The organism is Sphingomonas sp. PAMC 26605 (genome assembly GCF_000241485.1).
GTDB lineage: Bacteria > Pseudomonadota > Alphaproteobacteria > Sphingomonadales > Sphingomonadaceae > Sphingomonas.
This window is the reverse complement of sequence record NZ_JH584242.1, coordinates 275,114-289,698: the sequence shown is the minus strand read 5'-3', so window position 1 is coordinate 289,698 and position 14,585 is coordinate 275,114. Positions and strand designations below refer to the sequence as shown.

Annotated in this window: 15 protein-coding genes and 2 pseudogenes; 11 read left to right on the top strand and 6 right to left on the bottom strand. The window is 59.3% G+C overall.

Annotated features, from left to right (window positions below):
- The coding region (locus RH90_RS19470; protein WP_010188245.1) for an IS110 family transposase at nucleotides 1-347 on the bottom strand (347 nt) is incomplete at its 3' end.
- A 101-nt stretch (nucleotides 348-448) separates the two neighbouring features.
- On the opposite strand from RH90_RS19470, the pseudogene RH90_RS24830 reads away from it, so the two are divergent.
- A pseudogene (locus RH90_RS24830) lies at nucleotides 449-591 on the top strand (transposase); the annotation flags it as partial.
- Nucleotides 592-790: 199 nt separating this feature from the next.
- Here the strand turns inward: RH90_RS24830 and RH90_RS19465 are convergent.
- Nucleotides 791-1,375 carry a TetR/AcrR family transcriptional regulator gene (locus tag RH90_RS19465; protein ID WP_010188238.1) on the bottom strand — a complete coding sequence of 195 codons (585 nt, stop codon included), beginning with the start codon at nucleotides 1,373-1,375 and terminating at the stop codon, nucleotides 791-793.
- A complete protein-coding gene (locus RH90_RS19460) occupies nucleotides 1,372-1,836 on the bottom strand; it encodes a nuclear transport factor 2 family protein (protein ID WP_010188236.1) in 465 nt (154 codons plus the stop codon). Before RH90_RS19460 ends, RH90_RS19465 begins: the two co-directional genes overlap by 4 nt.
- A gap of 1,212 nt (nucleotides 1,837-3,048) precedes the next feature.
- On the opposite strand from RH90_RS19460, the gene RH90_RS23675 reads away from it, so the two are divergent.
- A complete protein-coding gene (locus tag RH90_RS23675) occupies nucleotides 3,049-3,681 on the top strand; it encodes a hypothetical protein (RefSeq protein ID WP_157134751.1) in 633 nt (210 codons plus the stop codon).
- Nucleotides 3,656-3,955, top strand: a pseudogene (locus RH90_RS24825) (acetyl-CoA hydrolase/transferase C-terminal domain-containing protein). Before RH90_RS23675 ends, RH90_RS24825 begins: the two are co-directional and overlap by 26 nt.
- A 257-nt stretch (nucleotides 3,956-4,212) precedes the next feature.
- Here the strand turns inward: RH90_RS24825 and RH90_RS19455 are convergent.
- From RH90_RS19455 to RH90_RS19445, 3 genes are all read right to left on the bottom strand, one after another.
- The gene (locus RH90_RS19455) at nucleotides 4,213-4,686 is read right to left on the bottom strand and encodes a response regulator (protein ID WP_232280433.1); all 474 of its coding nucleotides are present in this window, start codon (nucleotides 4,684-4,686) and stop codon (nucleotides 4,213-4,215) included.
- Nucleotides 4,687-4,738: 52 nt separating this feature from the next.
- Complete coding sequence (locus RH90_RS22260) at nucleotides 4,739-5,656, bottom strand: SDR family oxidoreductase (protein WP_010188234.1); 918 nt, start codon at nucleotides 5,654-5,656, stop codon at nucleotides 4,739-4,741.
- 873 nt (nucleotides 5,657-6,529) lie between these two features.
- On the bottom strand, nucleotides 6,530-7,645 hold the full coding sequence (locus RH90_RS19445) for a redoxin domain-containing protein (protein ID WP_010188233.1): 1,116 nt from the start codon (nucleotides 7,643-7,645) through the stop codon (nucleotides 6,530-6,532).
- Between the two features lie 260 nt (nucleotides 7,646-7,905).
- Between RH90_RS19445 and RH90_RS19440 the strand changes: the two genes are divergently transcribed.
- The 8 genes from RH90_RS19440 (at nucleotide 7,906) to RH90_RS23665 (ending at nucleotide 13,557) form a co-directional block, all read left to right on the top strand.
- On the top strand, nucleotides 7,906-9,180 hold the full coding sequence (locus RH90_RS19440; protein ID WP_232280432.1) for an epoxide hydrolase family protein: 1,275 nt from the start codon (nucleotides 7,906-7,908) through the stop codon (nucleotides 9,178-9,180).
- Nucleotides 9,181-9,221: 41 nt separating this feature from the next.
- On the top strand, nucleotides 9,222-9,635 hold the full coding sequence (locus RH90_RS19435) for an organic hydroperoxide resistance protein (RefSeq protein WP_010188231.1): 414 nt from the start codon (nucleotides 9,222-9,224) through the stop codon (nucleotides 9,633-9,635).
- Nucleotides 9,636-9,662: 27 nt separating this feature from the next.
- Complete coding sequence (locus RH90_RS19430; RefSeq protein WP_010188228.1) at nucleotides 9,663-10,439, top strand: alpha/beta fold hydrolase; 777 nt, start codon at nucleotides 9,663-9,665, stop codon at nucleotides 10,437-10,439.
- A 220-nt stretch (nucleotides 10,440-10,659) separates the two neighbouring features.
- Nucleotides 10,660-11,256, top strand: coding sequence for an MAPEG family protein (locus RH90_RS19425; protein ID WP_010188226.1), 597 nt, complete (start codon nucleotides 10,660-10,662; stop codon nucleotides 11,254-11,256).
- A gap of 52 nt (nucleotides 11,257-11,308) precedes the next feature.
- Nucleotides 11,309-11,995, top strand: a complete 687-nt coding sequence (locus RH90_RS19420; RefSeq protein ID WP_010188225.1) for a glutamine amidotransferase — start codon at nucleotides 11,309-11,311, stop codon at nucleotides 11,993-11,995.
- Between the two features lie 59 nt (nucleotides 11,996-12,054).
- Nucleotides 12,055-12,528 carry a cupin domain-containing protein gene (locus RH90_RS19415; RefSeq protein ID WP_157134749.1) on the top strand — a complete coding sequence of 158 codons (474 nt, stop codon included), beginning with the start codon at nucleotides 12,055-12,057 and terminating at the stop codon, nucleotides 12,526-12,528.
- 100 nt (nucleotides 12,529-12,628) lie between these two features.
- Nucleotides 12,629-12,940, top strand: a complete 312-nt coding sequence (locus RH90_RS19410) for a hypothetical protein (RefSeq protein ID WP_157134748.1) — start codon at nucleotides 12,629-12,631, stop codon at nucleotides 12,938-12,940.
- Nucleotides 12,916-13,557 carry a DUF6438 domain-containing protein gene (locus RH90_RS23665; RefSeq protein WP_332306574.1) on the top strand — a complete coding sequence of 214 codons (642 nt, stop codon included), beginning with the start codon at nucleotides 12,916-12,918 and terminating at the stop codon, nucleotides 13,555-13,557. Before RH90_RS19410 ends, RH90_RS23665 begins: the two co-directional genes overlap by 25 nt.
- Nucleotides 13,558-14,585 lie beyond the last annotated feature (1,028 nt).

Below are 14,585 nucleotides of genomic sequence, written 5' to 3'. Positions count from 1 at the left end.
TGCTGCTCAATCGTCTTGACCGGTACTAACCGCATGGTTGGCCGCTGCACGGCTTCGCAGATCGCTTCGGCATCTAGCGCATCGCTCTTGCCCCGCTTTACGAAAGCCTTGACGTACGATGGCGGTATCAGGCGGACTTCGTGGCCCATCGCTGCAAGGGTGCGAGCCCAGTGATGAGCGGTCCCGCAAGCCTCCACCGCGATCAGGCAAGGTGGCAGCTTCGAGAAGAATGGCAGCATCTGCTTGCGGTGCAGCTTCTTCACCAGCACCGTGGCACCGCTCTCGTCGATGCCGTGTGCCTGAAATACGCTCTTCGCCAGATCGAGCCCAATCGTCGTGATCGTCATTGCAAACGCTCCTCTTCCTCTCGGTTGACCGACCGGCAGCATAGCAACTGTCGGTCGGTGCGGGGACGTCCACATCATCAGACTGCCTTTTGGAGGCGGCGTTGGGTCGAGGGGATTTGTCGGACGCGGAATGGTCGATCATCGGGGTGCTGCTGCCCTCCGAGCGCGGTCGCAAAGCGCGTCCATCCATGACAATCGGCGGTTCCTGAACGGCATGCTGCATGTGTTGCGCGTTGGCTATCCCAAATCTCTGCCCGCTGAGCGGCCGAGTAATATATCCGACGACGCTGCTTCATCGCACCGCTCCTTCTCATCATGAGAATGATGCGTTGCGAACACCCGTTGAACCCACCATCCAACTCGGCCGTTCCTGACATAGCATCGTTTTGGGAATGCTTTGGGTTTCTCGGCCACCCTTCGTTTGAGGAAGGGAGATCGGGTAACTAGCGGCTATGTTGGGCAATGGCGGTGTGCAGAACTGCTTCGTGCCGGCTTATGATCCTTCCGAAGGCTGCTTCCTCACCCAGCGCCCGCGACAGGATGATTGCGCCCTGAATACCGCAAACCGTCTCTTCCGCGAGTGATTGAGCCTGCGAAGGGGGAACGTGGCCGGCTTCGAGACAATGAACCAGCGCCGATATCCAGCGGGCAAAGTATTCGCTGATCCTGCTTGCGAATGCGCCCCCGGAGGAACCCAGACCGACCCAACCGACAAGACACACTCGCCTGCCAGATCGGAAATAGGCTGTTACCTCCTCGATCATAGACCGGATCGCCATTGCCGGATCGCTGGGCTGCTCAAGAGGGGCAAAGATCGTCGCGCAGAACCAGCCGTCAATGTCGGTTAGAACCGCATCCATCATCTCCTCTTTCCCGCCGGGGAAAAAGTTGTAGAGACTGCCTTTGCCCAAGCCGGTTGCCTGCGAAAGAATGGCGATAGTTGCCCCCTCAAAGCCGTGCTCGCGAAACGACTCCACCAGTGCCGGTACCGCACTGGCCCGATCGGTGCGGGTACGCTTCGCGCTCAAAGGTCGAGGTCGCTCAACGAGGGATGATCGTCTGGGCGACGGCCCAGCGGCCAGTGGAACTTGCGCTCGCCTTCCGCGATCGGGCGATCGTTGATCGAGGCGATGCGCCGAGCCATCAGACGTGCGTCATCGAACTTCCAATTCTCATTGCCGTAGGACCGGAACCAGTTACCGCTGGCGTCCCGCCATTCATAGGCGAACCGCACCGCGATCCGATTGCCCTCGTGCGCCCAGACTTCCTTGATGAGGCGATAGTCAAGCTCCTTTGCCCATTTGCGTGTGAGGAAGGTGAAGATCGCCTCCCGACCCGCTAGAAACTTTCCTCGGTTCCGCCAAACCCTGTCGGGCGTGTGTGCCAACGACACCTTCTCCGGATCGCGGCTGTTCCAAGCATCTTCGGCCATGCGGACTTTCTGTGCCGCTGTCTCTGAGGTGAAGGGCGGCAGTGGGGGTCGAGGCATGACTGTACCTGCAAGCTAATTGTACTGATCGGTACGACGTAATCGCTGCGAGTTCAACATTTCCGAAACACCATGCTGTTTTAAGTTCAATCGCGCGACGCCGCGCGACTTACATCGAATATCTGCATCGCGGCAGCCCTGAGATTTCGGCGCTTTCAGAGGGCCGTAAAACCTGAGTGAGTTTTGCGTCAAGAGGGATCACATTTAACGATGATTGCCTGCCCGCTGCGTGCCCGAAGGTGACGAGCGGACAGGCAACGCATGCATATCGCTGGGTTAAAGGGGTTGCGGCGGCGCCGACCACATCTCCGCATCATCGACATAAGCCCGATTGGCACGCCTATCGTACAGGCATAGTTTGGATAGCGAGGGCCCTCGTGAGCGATCTGACACGAGCATCGCAACCATTCCAGCCCGGTCGTCGAAACCCACGATAGTTGAGGTGTGATAATTTCGACTACCGCTCACCGCAACGAATTCACGCGCACGCGAGTATTGAGCTGCCGCCCCGCACCGTTACTGGATGCATTTGCGGCACTTGAGGACCCCGCGAATGCCAAGCTTACCAGGACCGAGAAGGGGAAATCGCATTAGTATTCTTTATTTATTGTTAGTATTTATTAGCGTTCGAATCCTTAATTCCACACGAAATTCCATGGTTTATCGATGCCGTTTTGATGCGGAATTCTTGATTTTTGTATGAGGGAAATGGCCGGGATTGTTGGGTCGAGGATTGTTTGTGCTTACTCGACTGTTTGACCAATGCGCGGTGATCCGTCGCGGACAATCAATAAATCGAGGGATAACCGTGGATTGGCACGTCCGTGTGGGGCCTATTGGTGACCATTCCTCTTGTCGGTACGCAATGGGCGGCAACGCAATATTTTGAATTTGATCTTGATCGAAATGCCATTCGGGTCCAGATATTTTTCATCGATGAGAACATTCTCTCGTTACGCGCGCGCCGAACAGTCTGCGCTTCCGGGCCAGCCTAGGGCTGCCAGCGATGAGGGAGCGCGCGGGTAACGGAAGCGCTGCTCGATCTCTTTCGCCCGGGCCGCACCATATATCTTCCGGACGCCTCGGGTGAAATCCTCGCATTGGCCCAGAGGATGGCAGCAGAGTCGGAGCGCATGGAAGGCGTTCACCTTGTTTCCTGCCTGCTGCCGGGCTTCAACAGTTGATTATGCGGGACTCCATCCAATCGTCCGTATGACTATATTTTTTTTATCCTGCTTTGCGGACATCGTTGAACGAGGGCAGGTGAGGGTGTTACCTCTGGCCTATAGTCGAATCGCCGCCTACCTGAGCCAGCGACTACATATCGACGTCGCCATCGCGCACGTCTCGCCGCCGGACTCAACGGGCTTCGCATCGTTAGGGATCGCGGCGGATTTTGCTGAATTGGCCTTCATCAGCGCAGATCGCATCGCGGTGGTCGTCAATCCTCAGATGCCGCGCATTCCGCGCAGCCCTCAACAGTCATTGAGGGAAGCAGATGTCGTCGTTGATCTCCCGTCGCCTCTTGTCGCGGCGGCACAGCCCGGGGCTTACGCCGATATCGACCGCATCGCGATCCTCGTCGCCGATCGGTGCCGCACGGCGCCGCCCTTCAGATCGGGATCGGTGGCACGCCGTCGGGCGTATGGAGCAAGCGCAGCGGTCATCGGGATCTCCGGCTCGCATCGGGGTTTATCGCGCACGACTGCCGCCGATTGGTCGAGGCTGGAGCGCTCAGCGTATCCAAAGCGCATCGGGCGGCGTGGCATTTGGCGACAACGATTTCTATTGTTGGTTAGGGCAACAGGATCTCATAGAAATGGCGGGCGTTCGTCAGAGACATGAGGTTCGGATACTCGGCGGGCTTGATCGCTTTCATGCCGTCAATTCCGCGCTTGAGGTTGATCTCCTTGGTCAGGCGAACCTCGAGTGACGATCGGGAAAGCTCGCGGGCGGTGTCGGCGGCGCGCCCGACTTCGCTGGGGCTGCAGCGGCATTGCCGGGAGGGCGGTCAATCATCGCGCTGCCGTCGACGGCAGCTGGCGGGACGATTTCTCGGATTGTGCCATTCCTGAAGGCCCATCGATATCCATCAGAAGTGATCTGGCTGATCTCGTGATAACAGAATACGGAGTGGCTGATCTACGCGACCTTTCGATGCATGCGCGAGATCGCAGAGACGGAGGTGCGCACGTGCCGCGTTTCGCGCCGAGGCTCGCGGCCACAACTCTGCCGGCCCCGCCCGACCCGGCGTTCGAGAGGACATCTATCTCTCTCTGGATATCCATTCCGCGTAGAGGCGATTTATCACGCGCTCGCTACCGCCGAGGATGATCAACCCCGTTGAGTTTGGGGCCGAGCGATGCGTTAGCTTGGTTACCCAAAAATCACGTTATCTGGCTGAGCGGTCTCGACAAGCACGAGGGCGACGCTTGCGAACAGCGCGTCCATCGCGATAGGCTTAGTAATCAAATCGTTCGCCCCAGCCCCAAGGCAATCGGATCGGAGCCGAGGGCCCCCTTCTCCACTCACAACGATGATAGGAGTAGTCGCTTTTGCGTCGTTACGGTTACGAATCGATCTCATGACTTGGAAGCCATCGATCACGGGCATTCGCAGATCGAGAAGCAGTAGATCGTAGCTCTCCTGTTCGAACAGGCGCAACCCATCCATTCCGGACGCAGCCTCCACGACCGTCAGGCCAGCGACCGCGAGCATGTCCTTCATCACCCGGCGGTTCATAAAGTCGTCTTCAATTAGAAGGATCCGAAGCTCGTTCACGCTTGAAGCGCCAATGGAGATGCCTGCTTCGAGGGCTCGAGCTTTACTCCCCGCCGTGCGATTTGCCACCAAGACCGCGCTGTTTGTTTCAATCCGTTCACCGATATGGTCATCTCGCTTTTCATGCAGTTTGGGCCCTGTCTGGATCCTCGGCGTCGACGGCGATCAGATGGTCAGAGCTGTGACTCGTGCCGGACACCTGCGGTCGGTCCACATCAGCTATCTCCCGATGGGTGGCCTGTTGGCTAGGGGGAGGCGAAGCATAGCAGCCATCGCGGCCTAACGCATTCGGACAGGATACCTGTCGGGGCGGGTCTTGGCCGGATGTCGCCCGAAAGGAGTCCGTTTGGTGCGGGTCACCGATGCGGCGTGACAGGGGAAGCCGTGCGGGCTGCGAGCTGTTGGCTTGTAGCAGGGCCGCTGCACCGCCGTTTGCAAATGCGCCGATCGCTTTTGCTACATCGATCGGATCATAGCCCGGCCATAAACTTTCGGCGACGCACACGGCATTGATGCCGACGCCTTTGGGCCTAAGTTCACTTGAGAGGGAACGCGTGAGACGGCCGAGCAACTCTTGTAAGTTAACATCGCCGGCAGCGTTCGCCACACCGGACAGCGAAGCGATGTTGACAATGTTGCCGTTGCTTTCGATTAGGTGCGCCAAGACCGCACGCGCCATGGCGATCGTCGCGGCCAAATGGCCATTCAAGAGCTGCTCCCATTGATCGAGCGGGTCGGCCGATGGCGATGCAACAAGCCGGCCGCCAGCGCCGTTGATAAGTACGTCGATAGTCCCGAAGCGTTTAATCGTGTCTGCGGCGAGACGCTGCGCGGTCCTTGCGGTCGTGACGTTGGCGACATGCGATGCGATCCGGTCTGGACCTAGCCGGGCGACCAAGGCGGAAAACGGACCGCTCGCGCGGTCGATCAGCACCAGCTGCGCACCTTCGTCCCGAAATAGCGACGCGGCCGCTGCGCAGATTGGAGCCGCCGCGCCCGTGACTATCACGACCTTGTTCCGGAACCGATCGTCCAGCATTCGCAAGTCCTCCGACGAGATCAGTAGGCCCCTGTGGCGTTGCGATACGATTTCAACTTTTCAGTTTCGATTACGCTTGTAACGCCGGACTCGCGTCGCGATCTAGCGCGTATGGCGCGTATGGCGCGTATGGCGCGTATGGCGCGTATGGCGCGTATGGCGCGGGGGCGCGTCCCAGTCCTGCTCCGCCCCTCCGGCTGGATGTGTCGTGTCCAAAACGTGAAGTCGAACCCAAGCCGTACCTGCCGGAACGGCTAGCTCGCCGAGGCTTCTCTTGCACAGGATCGCGATTGAACGCGTCGTAGGGGCCACGGTCATGCTGGTGACGCGAGGCGTGCTGTTACGCATCATGCCGCCGGTTCGCACGCAGAGTTGTTCAATCCTTTCATCCGAACGTGGGCTTTAGACGCCGCGCCGGCTGCAACTTGATGCTGCTCGGAGAAGCGATCGTGAAACGGCCAACGTTTGTCGTCCCCACCTTCGCAATTCCCAATCGCGCAAAGCGCTTTCGTGTGGGCGTTTCATCCCTGGCGTTTATGGTGCGATCCTTCACCAGAAAGGAAGGAAACCGAAGGGGAGCAGGCGGAAAGACGAAGCTAAGCCGCTGCGAATGATCGCATTCCTATAAGTGTCTTGACTGATTGGCTGCCCTGAGAAATGGAGGACCTTACCCGATGGGCCTTGGCAGCTCAGGCGCTTGGAGCCCCAGAATAAGAGAGCGCCGCGAACCCCGTAGATTACAGTAATGAAATCACAAACGCGCCAAAAAAACCGCAGTTTATCGCCATGACGCTCTCCAGCGTCCCACATGTAATGACAATCTTGAACTATCGTTCTTAAAATGGACGCCACCTTATTTTTCGTTCCTAGGGGTCAACCGAACGTAAACACGTACGCACGGACCCCGGGGCGCGAAAATTCTACCGTAATGGTTTTGTCGTGAATCTCGCCGCTCTGGCGCACCAGCTGATAAAGGCGGTCTTCCTTGACCTCGCCCCAGCCATCTGCGTTCACATCGGTGCCATGACTCTTACCCGGCGCCGCACCATCGATCGTCACACGAAAGCGGACCGGCCTGCTATCTGGTGCACCACCTAGGACGAGGTGCGCATCGCGAGCGTGGAAACGAAATCGCAGAGTGCCAACAGCGCCAAGGAGTGTCGCGAACTCCCGACCTACTGTCCAGTTGCCGGCCAAGTCCCACCCGCCGAGCGGAAGGTTCGGCGTGGATACGTAGCGCGTGCTCGCATCTTTGCTGATGCCTCCAGGGGAGCGGAAATTCACAGCCTTGGCGTAACCGATATAGGCTTCCGGAGAGCCGAGATTGCGCCAATCGGCTTGCGCCTCAATGCCGGTGGCGCTGATCGGGGACATCGGGATCGCTGACGGGTCTCGCCCGGCCTCGGCTAGTAGCTTGCGAATTAATTGCTCAGCATCCCCGTAGTTACCCTCACCGATGCGGTAGCCGCGGGTGCGGCCTTTAGCATCGACGAAATAAAAGCCCGGCCAGCCTTCATTGGCGAAATCCTGCCAGACGGCGAAATCGTTGTCCTGGAGGTTCGGATAGCGAATGCCGAGTTGACGTGTTGCCACGCTTACCTTTTTCGCATCTCGCTCAAACTGAAACTCGGGTGCATGAACACCTACCACGACCAGCCCCTTGTCACCATAACGTTCCTGCCAGGCACGGAGGTAAGGCAACGCCCGAAGCGAATTGATGCAGGAATAAGTCCAAAAGTTTACTACGACGACTTTGCCGCGCAGAGTTTCAGGGCCGTTGGGTATTTCGGTCAACCAGGGCTTTGCATGTTCCAACACGGTGATGGGCCTCGTTGTCGCGCCGAACGGCAGGGGTGGAGTGGTGCGCGCGCCGAGCGGCGCGGATTGCGCCGACACGAGGCCTAGCGCATTGCTAAAGCAGACCAGCGCACTGGCGCCAGCCATCAGCAGTCCAGTGGCAATGAAACCTATCGAGCGTGTTTTGGTCATGATCACTCGCCTCAAGTTGCAACCGGTATCGGCTGATTTGTTGGTCTGACATGTAAGGACCGCAGAGGATGCGGCACGTTAGGGCTCGATGGTCTGCGTTATTTTTTGACTATAAGCGATCGGGATGCCTGCCGATGGCGTTTCCTGACCCGTGCGATGACCCTCGATACTGCGATGACTAACAGCGCATCATCGCAGCTAACGAGCTTTTATATCTCACTCCTCTAATCTTCTGCAGACCAGTGCCGGTTGAGGGGAGAATGATGGTCGGAGAAATTTCTGCATCGCGTCGCGAGTTCGTGGCGGGCGCCGCCCTTGCCGGCGCGATGGGCGCATTGCCGTCCGCCGTTCTTGGCCAGGCCGGCGGTGGCGCTATCCGCCCGTTCAAAATCGCGATCTCCGGTGAGGATATTGCCGCAATGAAGCGTCGCATTCTGGAGACGCGCTGGGCAGACGCCCAACCCGCGGTCGATGAAAGTCAGGGGGTACGACGAGAGACGATCGAGCCCTTACTGCGTTATTGGGCCAAAGACTATGACTGGCGCAAAATCGAGGCCCGCCTCAATGCGCTGCCAATGTTCATGACCGAAATTGACGGTCTGGACATCCACTTCATCCATGTGCGCTCAAGGCACGAGAATGCGTTGCCGATAATCCTCACGCACGGCTGGCCAGGGTCGATCCTCGAATTCATGCGGGTGATCGACCCGCTCACCAATCCGACAGCGCACGGCGGCAAAGCCGCAGACGCATTCCATGTCATCATTCCGTCGATTCCAGGCTTCGGATTTTCCGCAAAGCCAACCAAAGTTGGTTGGGGCTCTGATCATATCGGCCGTGCTTGGTCGACGCTCATGCTGCGGCTCGGCTACGACAAGTACGTCAGCCAGGGCGGCGATTGCGGGTCTGTTATCTCGCAGCGCATGGCGCTGCAGCACGTGCCGGGTCTGCTCGGTATCCATCTGAACATGCCAGCCGTCGTGCCGGCAGACGTCGCGAAGATCTTGGCCGTCGGCGATCCAGCCCCGGCCACCCTTTCCTCCAAGGAGCGCGGCGCCTTCGATCAGCTCGAGGCCTTCTACCGAGATAACTCAGCCTATGCAGGGATGATGAATACCCGACCGCAGACGATCGGCTACTCGCTAGTCGACTCCCCCGTCGGGATGGCCGCATGGATGTATGAGAAGATTGCGCAGTGGGTCTACGCCGATGGACAGCCCGAGCGGGTACTGGGCCGCGATGCGATCCTCGATGACATCTCTCTTTACTGGCTGACTGGTACCGGCGCTTCGGCCGCGCGAATTTACTGGGAAGACCATACCAACAACTTCAATGCGCGCGGCATTATCGACATGCCCGTTGCCGTGTCGGTCTTTCCCGGGGAGATCTTCCGCGCGCCCAAAAGTTGGGCGGAGCGTTGCTACAAGAACCTCATCTATTTCAACGAAGCCAGCAACGGCGGCCACTTCGCGGCCTGGGAACAGCCTCAGATCTTCGCGCAAGAGGTGCGCGCAGCCTTCCGCTCGCTACGCTGAACCTTTTTGACCGCTCGACATCATTACGAAGGAGCAGACCAGTGTCCGATACCACGCCCCTTTATATCGCAAACGTCCACGTCACCGGTGGCCGCGATGGCGCCGCCAGAAGCGCGGACGGCCGGCTCAACCTGAAGCTGTCCACCCCGGGCGGCTCCGGCCAGGGCACCAACCCTGAGCAACTTTTTGCCGCAGGTTGGTCGGCGTGTTTTGAGGGTGCCATGGTGATTGCGGCCAAGTCGAAGAGCATTGTCCTGCCTGAGGATTTGGCGATCGATGCCGAGGTTGAGTTGCGCCACAGCAGTGATGGTTTCTCCCTCGCAGCGCGCCTTAACGTGCACGTGCCCGGTCTCAACGCGGACGTCGCGCGGCAGCTGATCGAAGCCGCGCACCGCACGTGCCCGTATTCGAAGGCGATCAAGGGCAACATTGACGCCGTCGTCACGCTCGCCTGACAGGCGGCCTCTCAAGGAGATCTAAAAATGACCAGGCTCATCGCCGGCGGGCTAGCACTCGCCGCCGGGCTGCTCGCTCCGGCGGCGGAAGCCCAGACTGTGAAACCGACTGTCGTGCTGGTGCACGGCGCATTTGCGGACTCGTCAAGCTGGAATGGTGTCATCACCATACTCGAGCGTGACGGCTACAAGGTGATTGCGGCGCCCAATCCGCTGCGTGGCGTCCGTACCGATGCCAACGTCGTCGCCGATCTTGTCAAAAGCTTGGATGGTCCGGTCGTACTGGTCGGCCATTCTTATGGTGGATCCGTGATCAGCGAGGCTGCCTTTCGCCAGCCCAACGTTAAGGCGCTCGTTTTCGTGGCCGCGTTCGCACCCGACGACGGCGAAACAGCGCTTGGGCTGACCGGCAAATTCCCAGGCAGTACGCTGGGGCCAACGTTGGCGCCGCCTGTCAACCTCACCCCGGGCGGCAAGGATCTTTACATCCTGCAGGGGCGGTTTCATGACCAGTTTGCGGCTGATCTCTCAGAGGCGGCGGCCAACCTCATGGCCGCGGGGCAGCGACCCGTCGCAGAGACGGCGCTTTCCGAGGCGTCGACGGCGCCGGCGTGGAGGGCCACCCCCTCGTGGTTTATCTACGGGGACAAAGATAAAAACATCCCGCCAGCGGCCATGGCATTCATGGCGGAGCGGGCGCGATCGAAGCAGACCGTCGTTGTCCAGGGAGCGTCGCACGTTGTGATGGTGTCGCACGCCCCCGAGGTCGCAGGTCTGATCGAGCGGGCGGCAACGGCCCGCTGAAGGTGCAGCGCCGGCGGCCCCCCTGTCGCCCCCACAGCGCCGGCGCGCATGCTCACGGCCGGTCACGCGATCGCGTGATCGGTCGTGAGGTCTTTTTGAAGATCACAAGAATAAAGCGAGGGACAGCCAATGGAAACAACGATTGCGATCCGCCATATTGCCTTCGAGGATCGGCGTTTCAAGCAGCCCATGACCAAAGCCGGATAGCGACCGCGCTATTATGACGTTCTCGTCGATGGGGGTAGACGCCCTCGACACGACCTACCGGCTCGTCCGACAGCGCAATCCATCTGCGCGCAGGACGGTGACGATCACCTTCGATCGATCCGGCCCGCGCGTCTATACCGTTACCGTCGGCCCGACATCCGAAGCGATACACTCACTCGATCTGACGCCGGAAGTGCCACAATGGGAGGAAACCATGAGAATCGAATATACTATGTTGGGCGCCACAATCGTCCTGGCTCTTTTCAACGTCCTCTGGGCCGGCAACGCTCGCACCAAGCAATATGGGACCGAGTGGAACCTCAGCGCCCGTGACACAAAAATGCCTCCTCTTGAGGCGCTGGCCGCGCGCCTGTTACGGGCGCAGGCAAATCTTTACGAAACGATGCCGCTGTTCATCGGTGCCTTGCTCGGGGCAAGTCAGCTTTCGCATTTAGGATGGAAAACCGAGATGGGCAGCGTCATTTATTTCATTGCACGCCTTGCTTATCTTCCGGTCTACGCAGCCGGCATACCGAAACTCCGCACCGCAATCTGGCTCGTTTCGATCGTAGGCCTGCTCTTCATTCTGTGGGCGATGCTGTTCAATTGAGGGGTCCGCTTGGGCGCCGCACGGTCTTTGTGATTGTAAGGAAACGAGAGTGATGAGGACGGTGGCGGCTCTACGGCATGTGGCGTTCGAGGGGGTAGGTAGCTTTACGCCCATCCTCGCTGCGCACGGGCTTGCGCTGCGCTATGTCGACGCCGGCGTGGACCCGCTGTCGCATGATGATCCATCGTTGCTGATAGTATTGGGAGGCCCAATCGGGGTCTATGAGGCCGAAGCCTATCCCTTTCTCCGCGACGAAATCGCTCTGCTACGTCGGCGTATTGCTGTTGGCGCGCCGACGTTAGGCATCTGCCTTGGCGCGCAACTCATCGCGACCGCGCTGGGCGCCGATGTGTCAACAACCGGGCGCAAGGAGATTGGCTTCTCGCCAATCGAACTGACGAAGGCCGGGGCGAGCGGGCCACTCCGGCATTTGGCGAACGTTCCAGTGCTACATTGGCACGGCGATCGTTTCGCGATCCCTCCCGGCGCGGATCATTTGGCGGCGACACCGATCTGCGACAATCAGGCGTTCGCGATGGGTACAAACTTGCTTGGTCTGCAATTTCATCCCGAGATCGTATCCGCTGAGATCGAACGGTGGTTGATCGGCCATGCCTGTGAGTTGGCGGGCGCCGGAATTGATCCGGTCAAGATACGGGCCGATGCAGCGCGCTACGGTCCAGCATTGGAAAGCGCCGCGCAGGCTATGTTAGGTGAATGGCTTACTAGCCTTTCCTGATTCTCATAAACCACGAACTGTTACCAGACTAACAGTCGATATTGCAAAAGAGAAGTATGATGTTCGAGAATTTGCGCACCGAGATGACCGAGGTGATGGGGCCGCTGGTCGACTTGCCAACGCCGCAGGATTGTGCCGATTACGCCGTGATCCGAGCGATTATTCCGGCCGGAGTGGTTGTGCCGCTCCACAGCCATCCGGATCGCGAAACCTTCGTAGTTATGGCAGGTCGGATCAGGGCATATCTTAACGTCGATTGGCAGTATTATGAAGTGGGCGATGTGATCGAGATCGACTCCAATGTGAAGCACGCGATCCATAATGATGGTGACACGGACGCGGCCGTCGTCTTGGTAACGACTGCTCGTATGACCCAATTCTTTAACGAGGTTGGCGCGCGTGGCAAACAGGCGCGGCCAACGCCAGAGCGTATCGACCACTTTTTCGAACGATCGGCCGCCTACGGCTATTGGAATGGCACGCCGGAGGATCAGGCGGCGATCGGCCTATCGCTTGCAGCGATGCACGCATAATCCGGTCTAGCGCTGTCGCGCCAGACCGACGCGGGTCCGATCGTTCATGTTCGATCCGACCGCGACAAAACAATATTTAGCGTGAGATGGAGAGTAAGCGTTGCGTAAAACAATTGTAGTTTCGATCATTCTCGCCTTTGGAGTTATGGGCAGCTCCGCCCAGGCATCCAGCGATCAGGCATGGGCGTCATTCAACGCGCGCGTCACCCGGGCCTGCGTCACCGCAAGCGGTATCCGCAATGCTCGTGCGTCCACGATCATCGGGTTCGACGATCGCGTCGGGCTGGTCGTGATGCTGGTGTCCGACCGTAGCCGCGGCTCTAGCATGTCGAAGCTTTGCCTCTACAACAAGAAAACACAGCGGGCATTCGTGGACGACGCAGACACATGGTCGGCGCCGCCCCAGCGATAGCCTCGGGGCCGATGCACCGAGACCAAGGCGTGCGCGGTTCGGCAATGCCGAGTTTGTTTCAAAGTAATCGAGGAATGCCTGCAATGCTTAACGCGCGCCTTTTGAACGTAGGATCCATGACGACAATGGCGATCCTTGCCGGATGTGTGGGAGACAATGCCTCCTCGCCTACGACAGGCTCGGCACCGCCGACGCCGGTCGAAACGATAACGGTCTCGGTAGGACCGTGCTTCGGCTTCTGTCCCGTATATGATGTGAGTCTGTCGCCGAGAGGCGATGTGACCTTCATCGGCACCCGCCACACCGCCGTGCTGGGCACTAGGAACAGACAGATTGATCGGGCGACCGGCCGACGGATCGCGTCGGCGCTTGCTCCCTATCGACCCGCTGGTGGCACTACTGCCCGCGTCGATTGCGATGCTGCCGTAACCGACACGCCGACATATTCCATCTCGTGGACCGATTCAGCAGGCGTGCAGTCCACCGCGAACCACCAAGGCGGCTGCCCGAGCGGAAAAGGTCACGAGCTCGACGCTGTATTGCGCGACCTGCCGACATTCCTGGGCATCGCGGATTGGGCCAGCCAGAAAACTCGGCCGGGCGCATCGCGGGGGTGACCGACGCGCAAATTTTTTACCTTTTACGTTTTAATCCGTTTTACGATAGCGGTGAAAGAAATTGTCGTTGCTGCCGTTGATGTGGCCCGTCCCGGCGTTCCAACATGCCTAGGAGCGCCAGGATGATGCGATAAGCCTTATTCAACTGCTGAGTTCGATCAGGCGGCGAGTTTCGTATCCCGCATTGACGCATTGCGCATAATCAACGCCGGCATCTACAATAACGACGGCCCTCCGGCGACGCGATATCCGCCCCAACGAGGTCCATATCGTGATTGCGATCCTGGAAAGTGGTTTCGTCGGGCTTCTTCCCGATAGCGCGTGCGACCGCCCCCACGTCCTTCTCGAACCGGGCGCTCTCGCTATCTACGCCGGTCAGCTGATCATTCAAGCTAAGCAGTCGCATCGCCCTCGGCCCGCAACTTCTCGAACATCGCAAGCCGTGCCTTGGCGCTTGTCACAGCGAGTTCAACTCCCTCGCCAGCGCAAGGTGTCGGTTGGAGGCGATGCTGGCCAGCTCCTCATCGCAAGGCTCAGCCGGCGGCGGTGCTCGCCGAGCGTTCTTTCGACCTCTTGCAACTCCGCGCAGTCCTTCCGAAACGCCGCATCGCGCGCTTCTTCCTAGCGCCGCAGCATTCCGGCCACGGCGGATAGTGGTGTCGATAGAAAGGGCTCGCTGGCAACACCAAGCTAAGACCTCCGTCAGCCTCCTGACCACTGCTGCCTGGGGTTCCGTCCCGGCGAGGGCACCGGCGTCGTCGGCAGCGTGAACAACGTCGATATGGCAGCGTGACTCACAACCCAACGCTTCCGGCGCACCCGGCGCGATTCACCTCCCTGTTGTTCACTATTATAGTTCTTTATTTCAGCAGGTGCTGCGCGCCTCGCTCGGCTTCCCGGTCACGCTGTCTGCGACAGGCGACTCAGGTCCGAATCCGGCCGGGCGGCTCAGGGTTTTCGCGACGGGGGTTAGATCGCCGTCCTGATTGGACTTCCTGCGCTTAGATTTTTCGCGGAGCATCATGGAT

Coding starts and splice junctions, on each gene's coding strand:
- RH90_RS19460 (WP_010188236.1), bottom strand. CDS start 1,836: ATGCCTCGACCCCCACTGCCGCCCTTCACCTCAGAGACAGCGGCACAG.
- RH90_RS23675 (WP_157134751.1), top strand. CDS start 3,049: ATGACTATATTTTTTTTATCCTGCTTTGCGGACATCGTTGAACGAGGG.
- RH90_RS22260 (WP_010188234.1), bottom strand. CDS start 5,656: ATGCTGGACGATCGGTTCCGGAACAAGGTCGTGATAGTCACGGGCGCG.
- RH90_RS19445 (WP_010188233.1), bottom strand. CDS start 7,645: ATGACCAAAACACGCTCGATAGGTTTCATTGCCACTGGACTGCTGATG.
- RH90_RS19440 (WP_232280432.1), top strand. CDS start 7,906: ATGATGGTCGGAGAAATTTCTGCATCGCGTCGCGAGTTCGTGGCGGGC.
- RH90_RS19430 (WP_010188228.1), top strand. CDS start 9,663: ATGACCAGGCTCATCGCCGGCGGGCTAGCACTCGCCGCCGGGCTGCTC.
- RH90_RS19425 (WP_010188226.1), top strand. CDS start 10,660: ATGACGTTCTCGTCGATGGGGGTAGACGCCCTCGACACGACCTACCGG.
- RH90_RS19420 (WP_010188225.1), top strand. CDS start 11,309: ATGAGGACGGTGGCGGCTCTACGGCATGTGGCGTTCGAGGGGGTAGGT.
- RH90_RS19415 (WP_157134749.1), top strand. CDS start 12,055: ATGTTCGAGAATTTGCGCACCGAGATGACCGAGGTGATGGGGCCGCTG.
- RH90_RS23665 (WP_332306574.1), top strand. CDS start 12,916: ATGGTCGGCGCCGCCCCAGCGATAGCCTCGGGGCCGATGCACCGAGAC.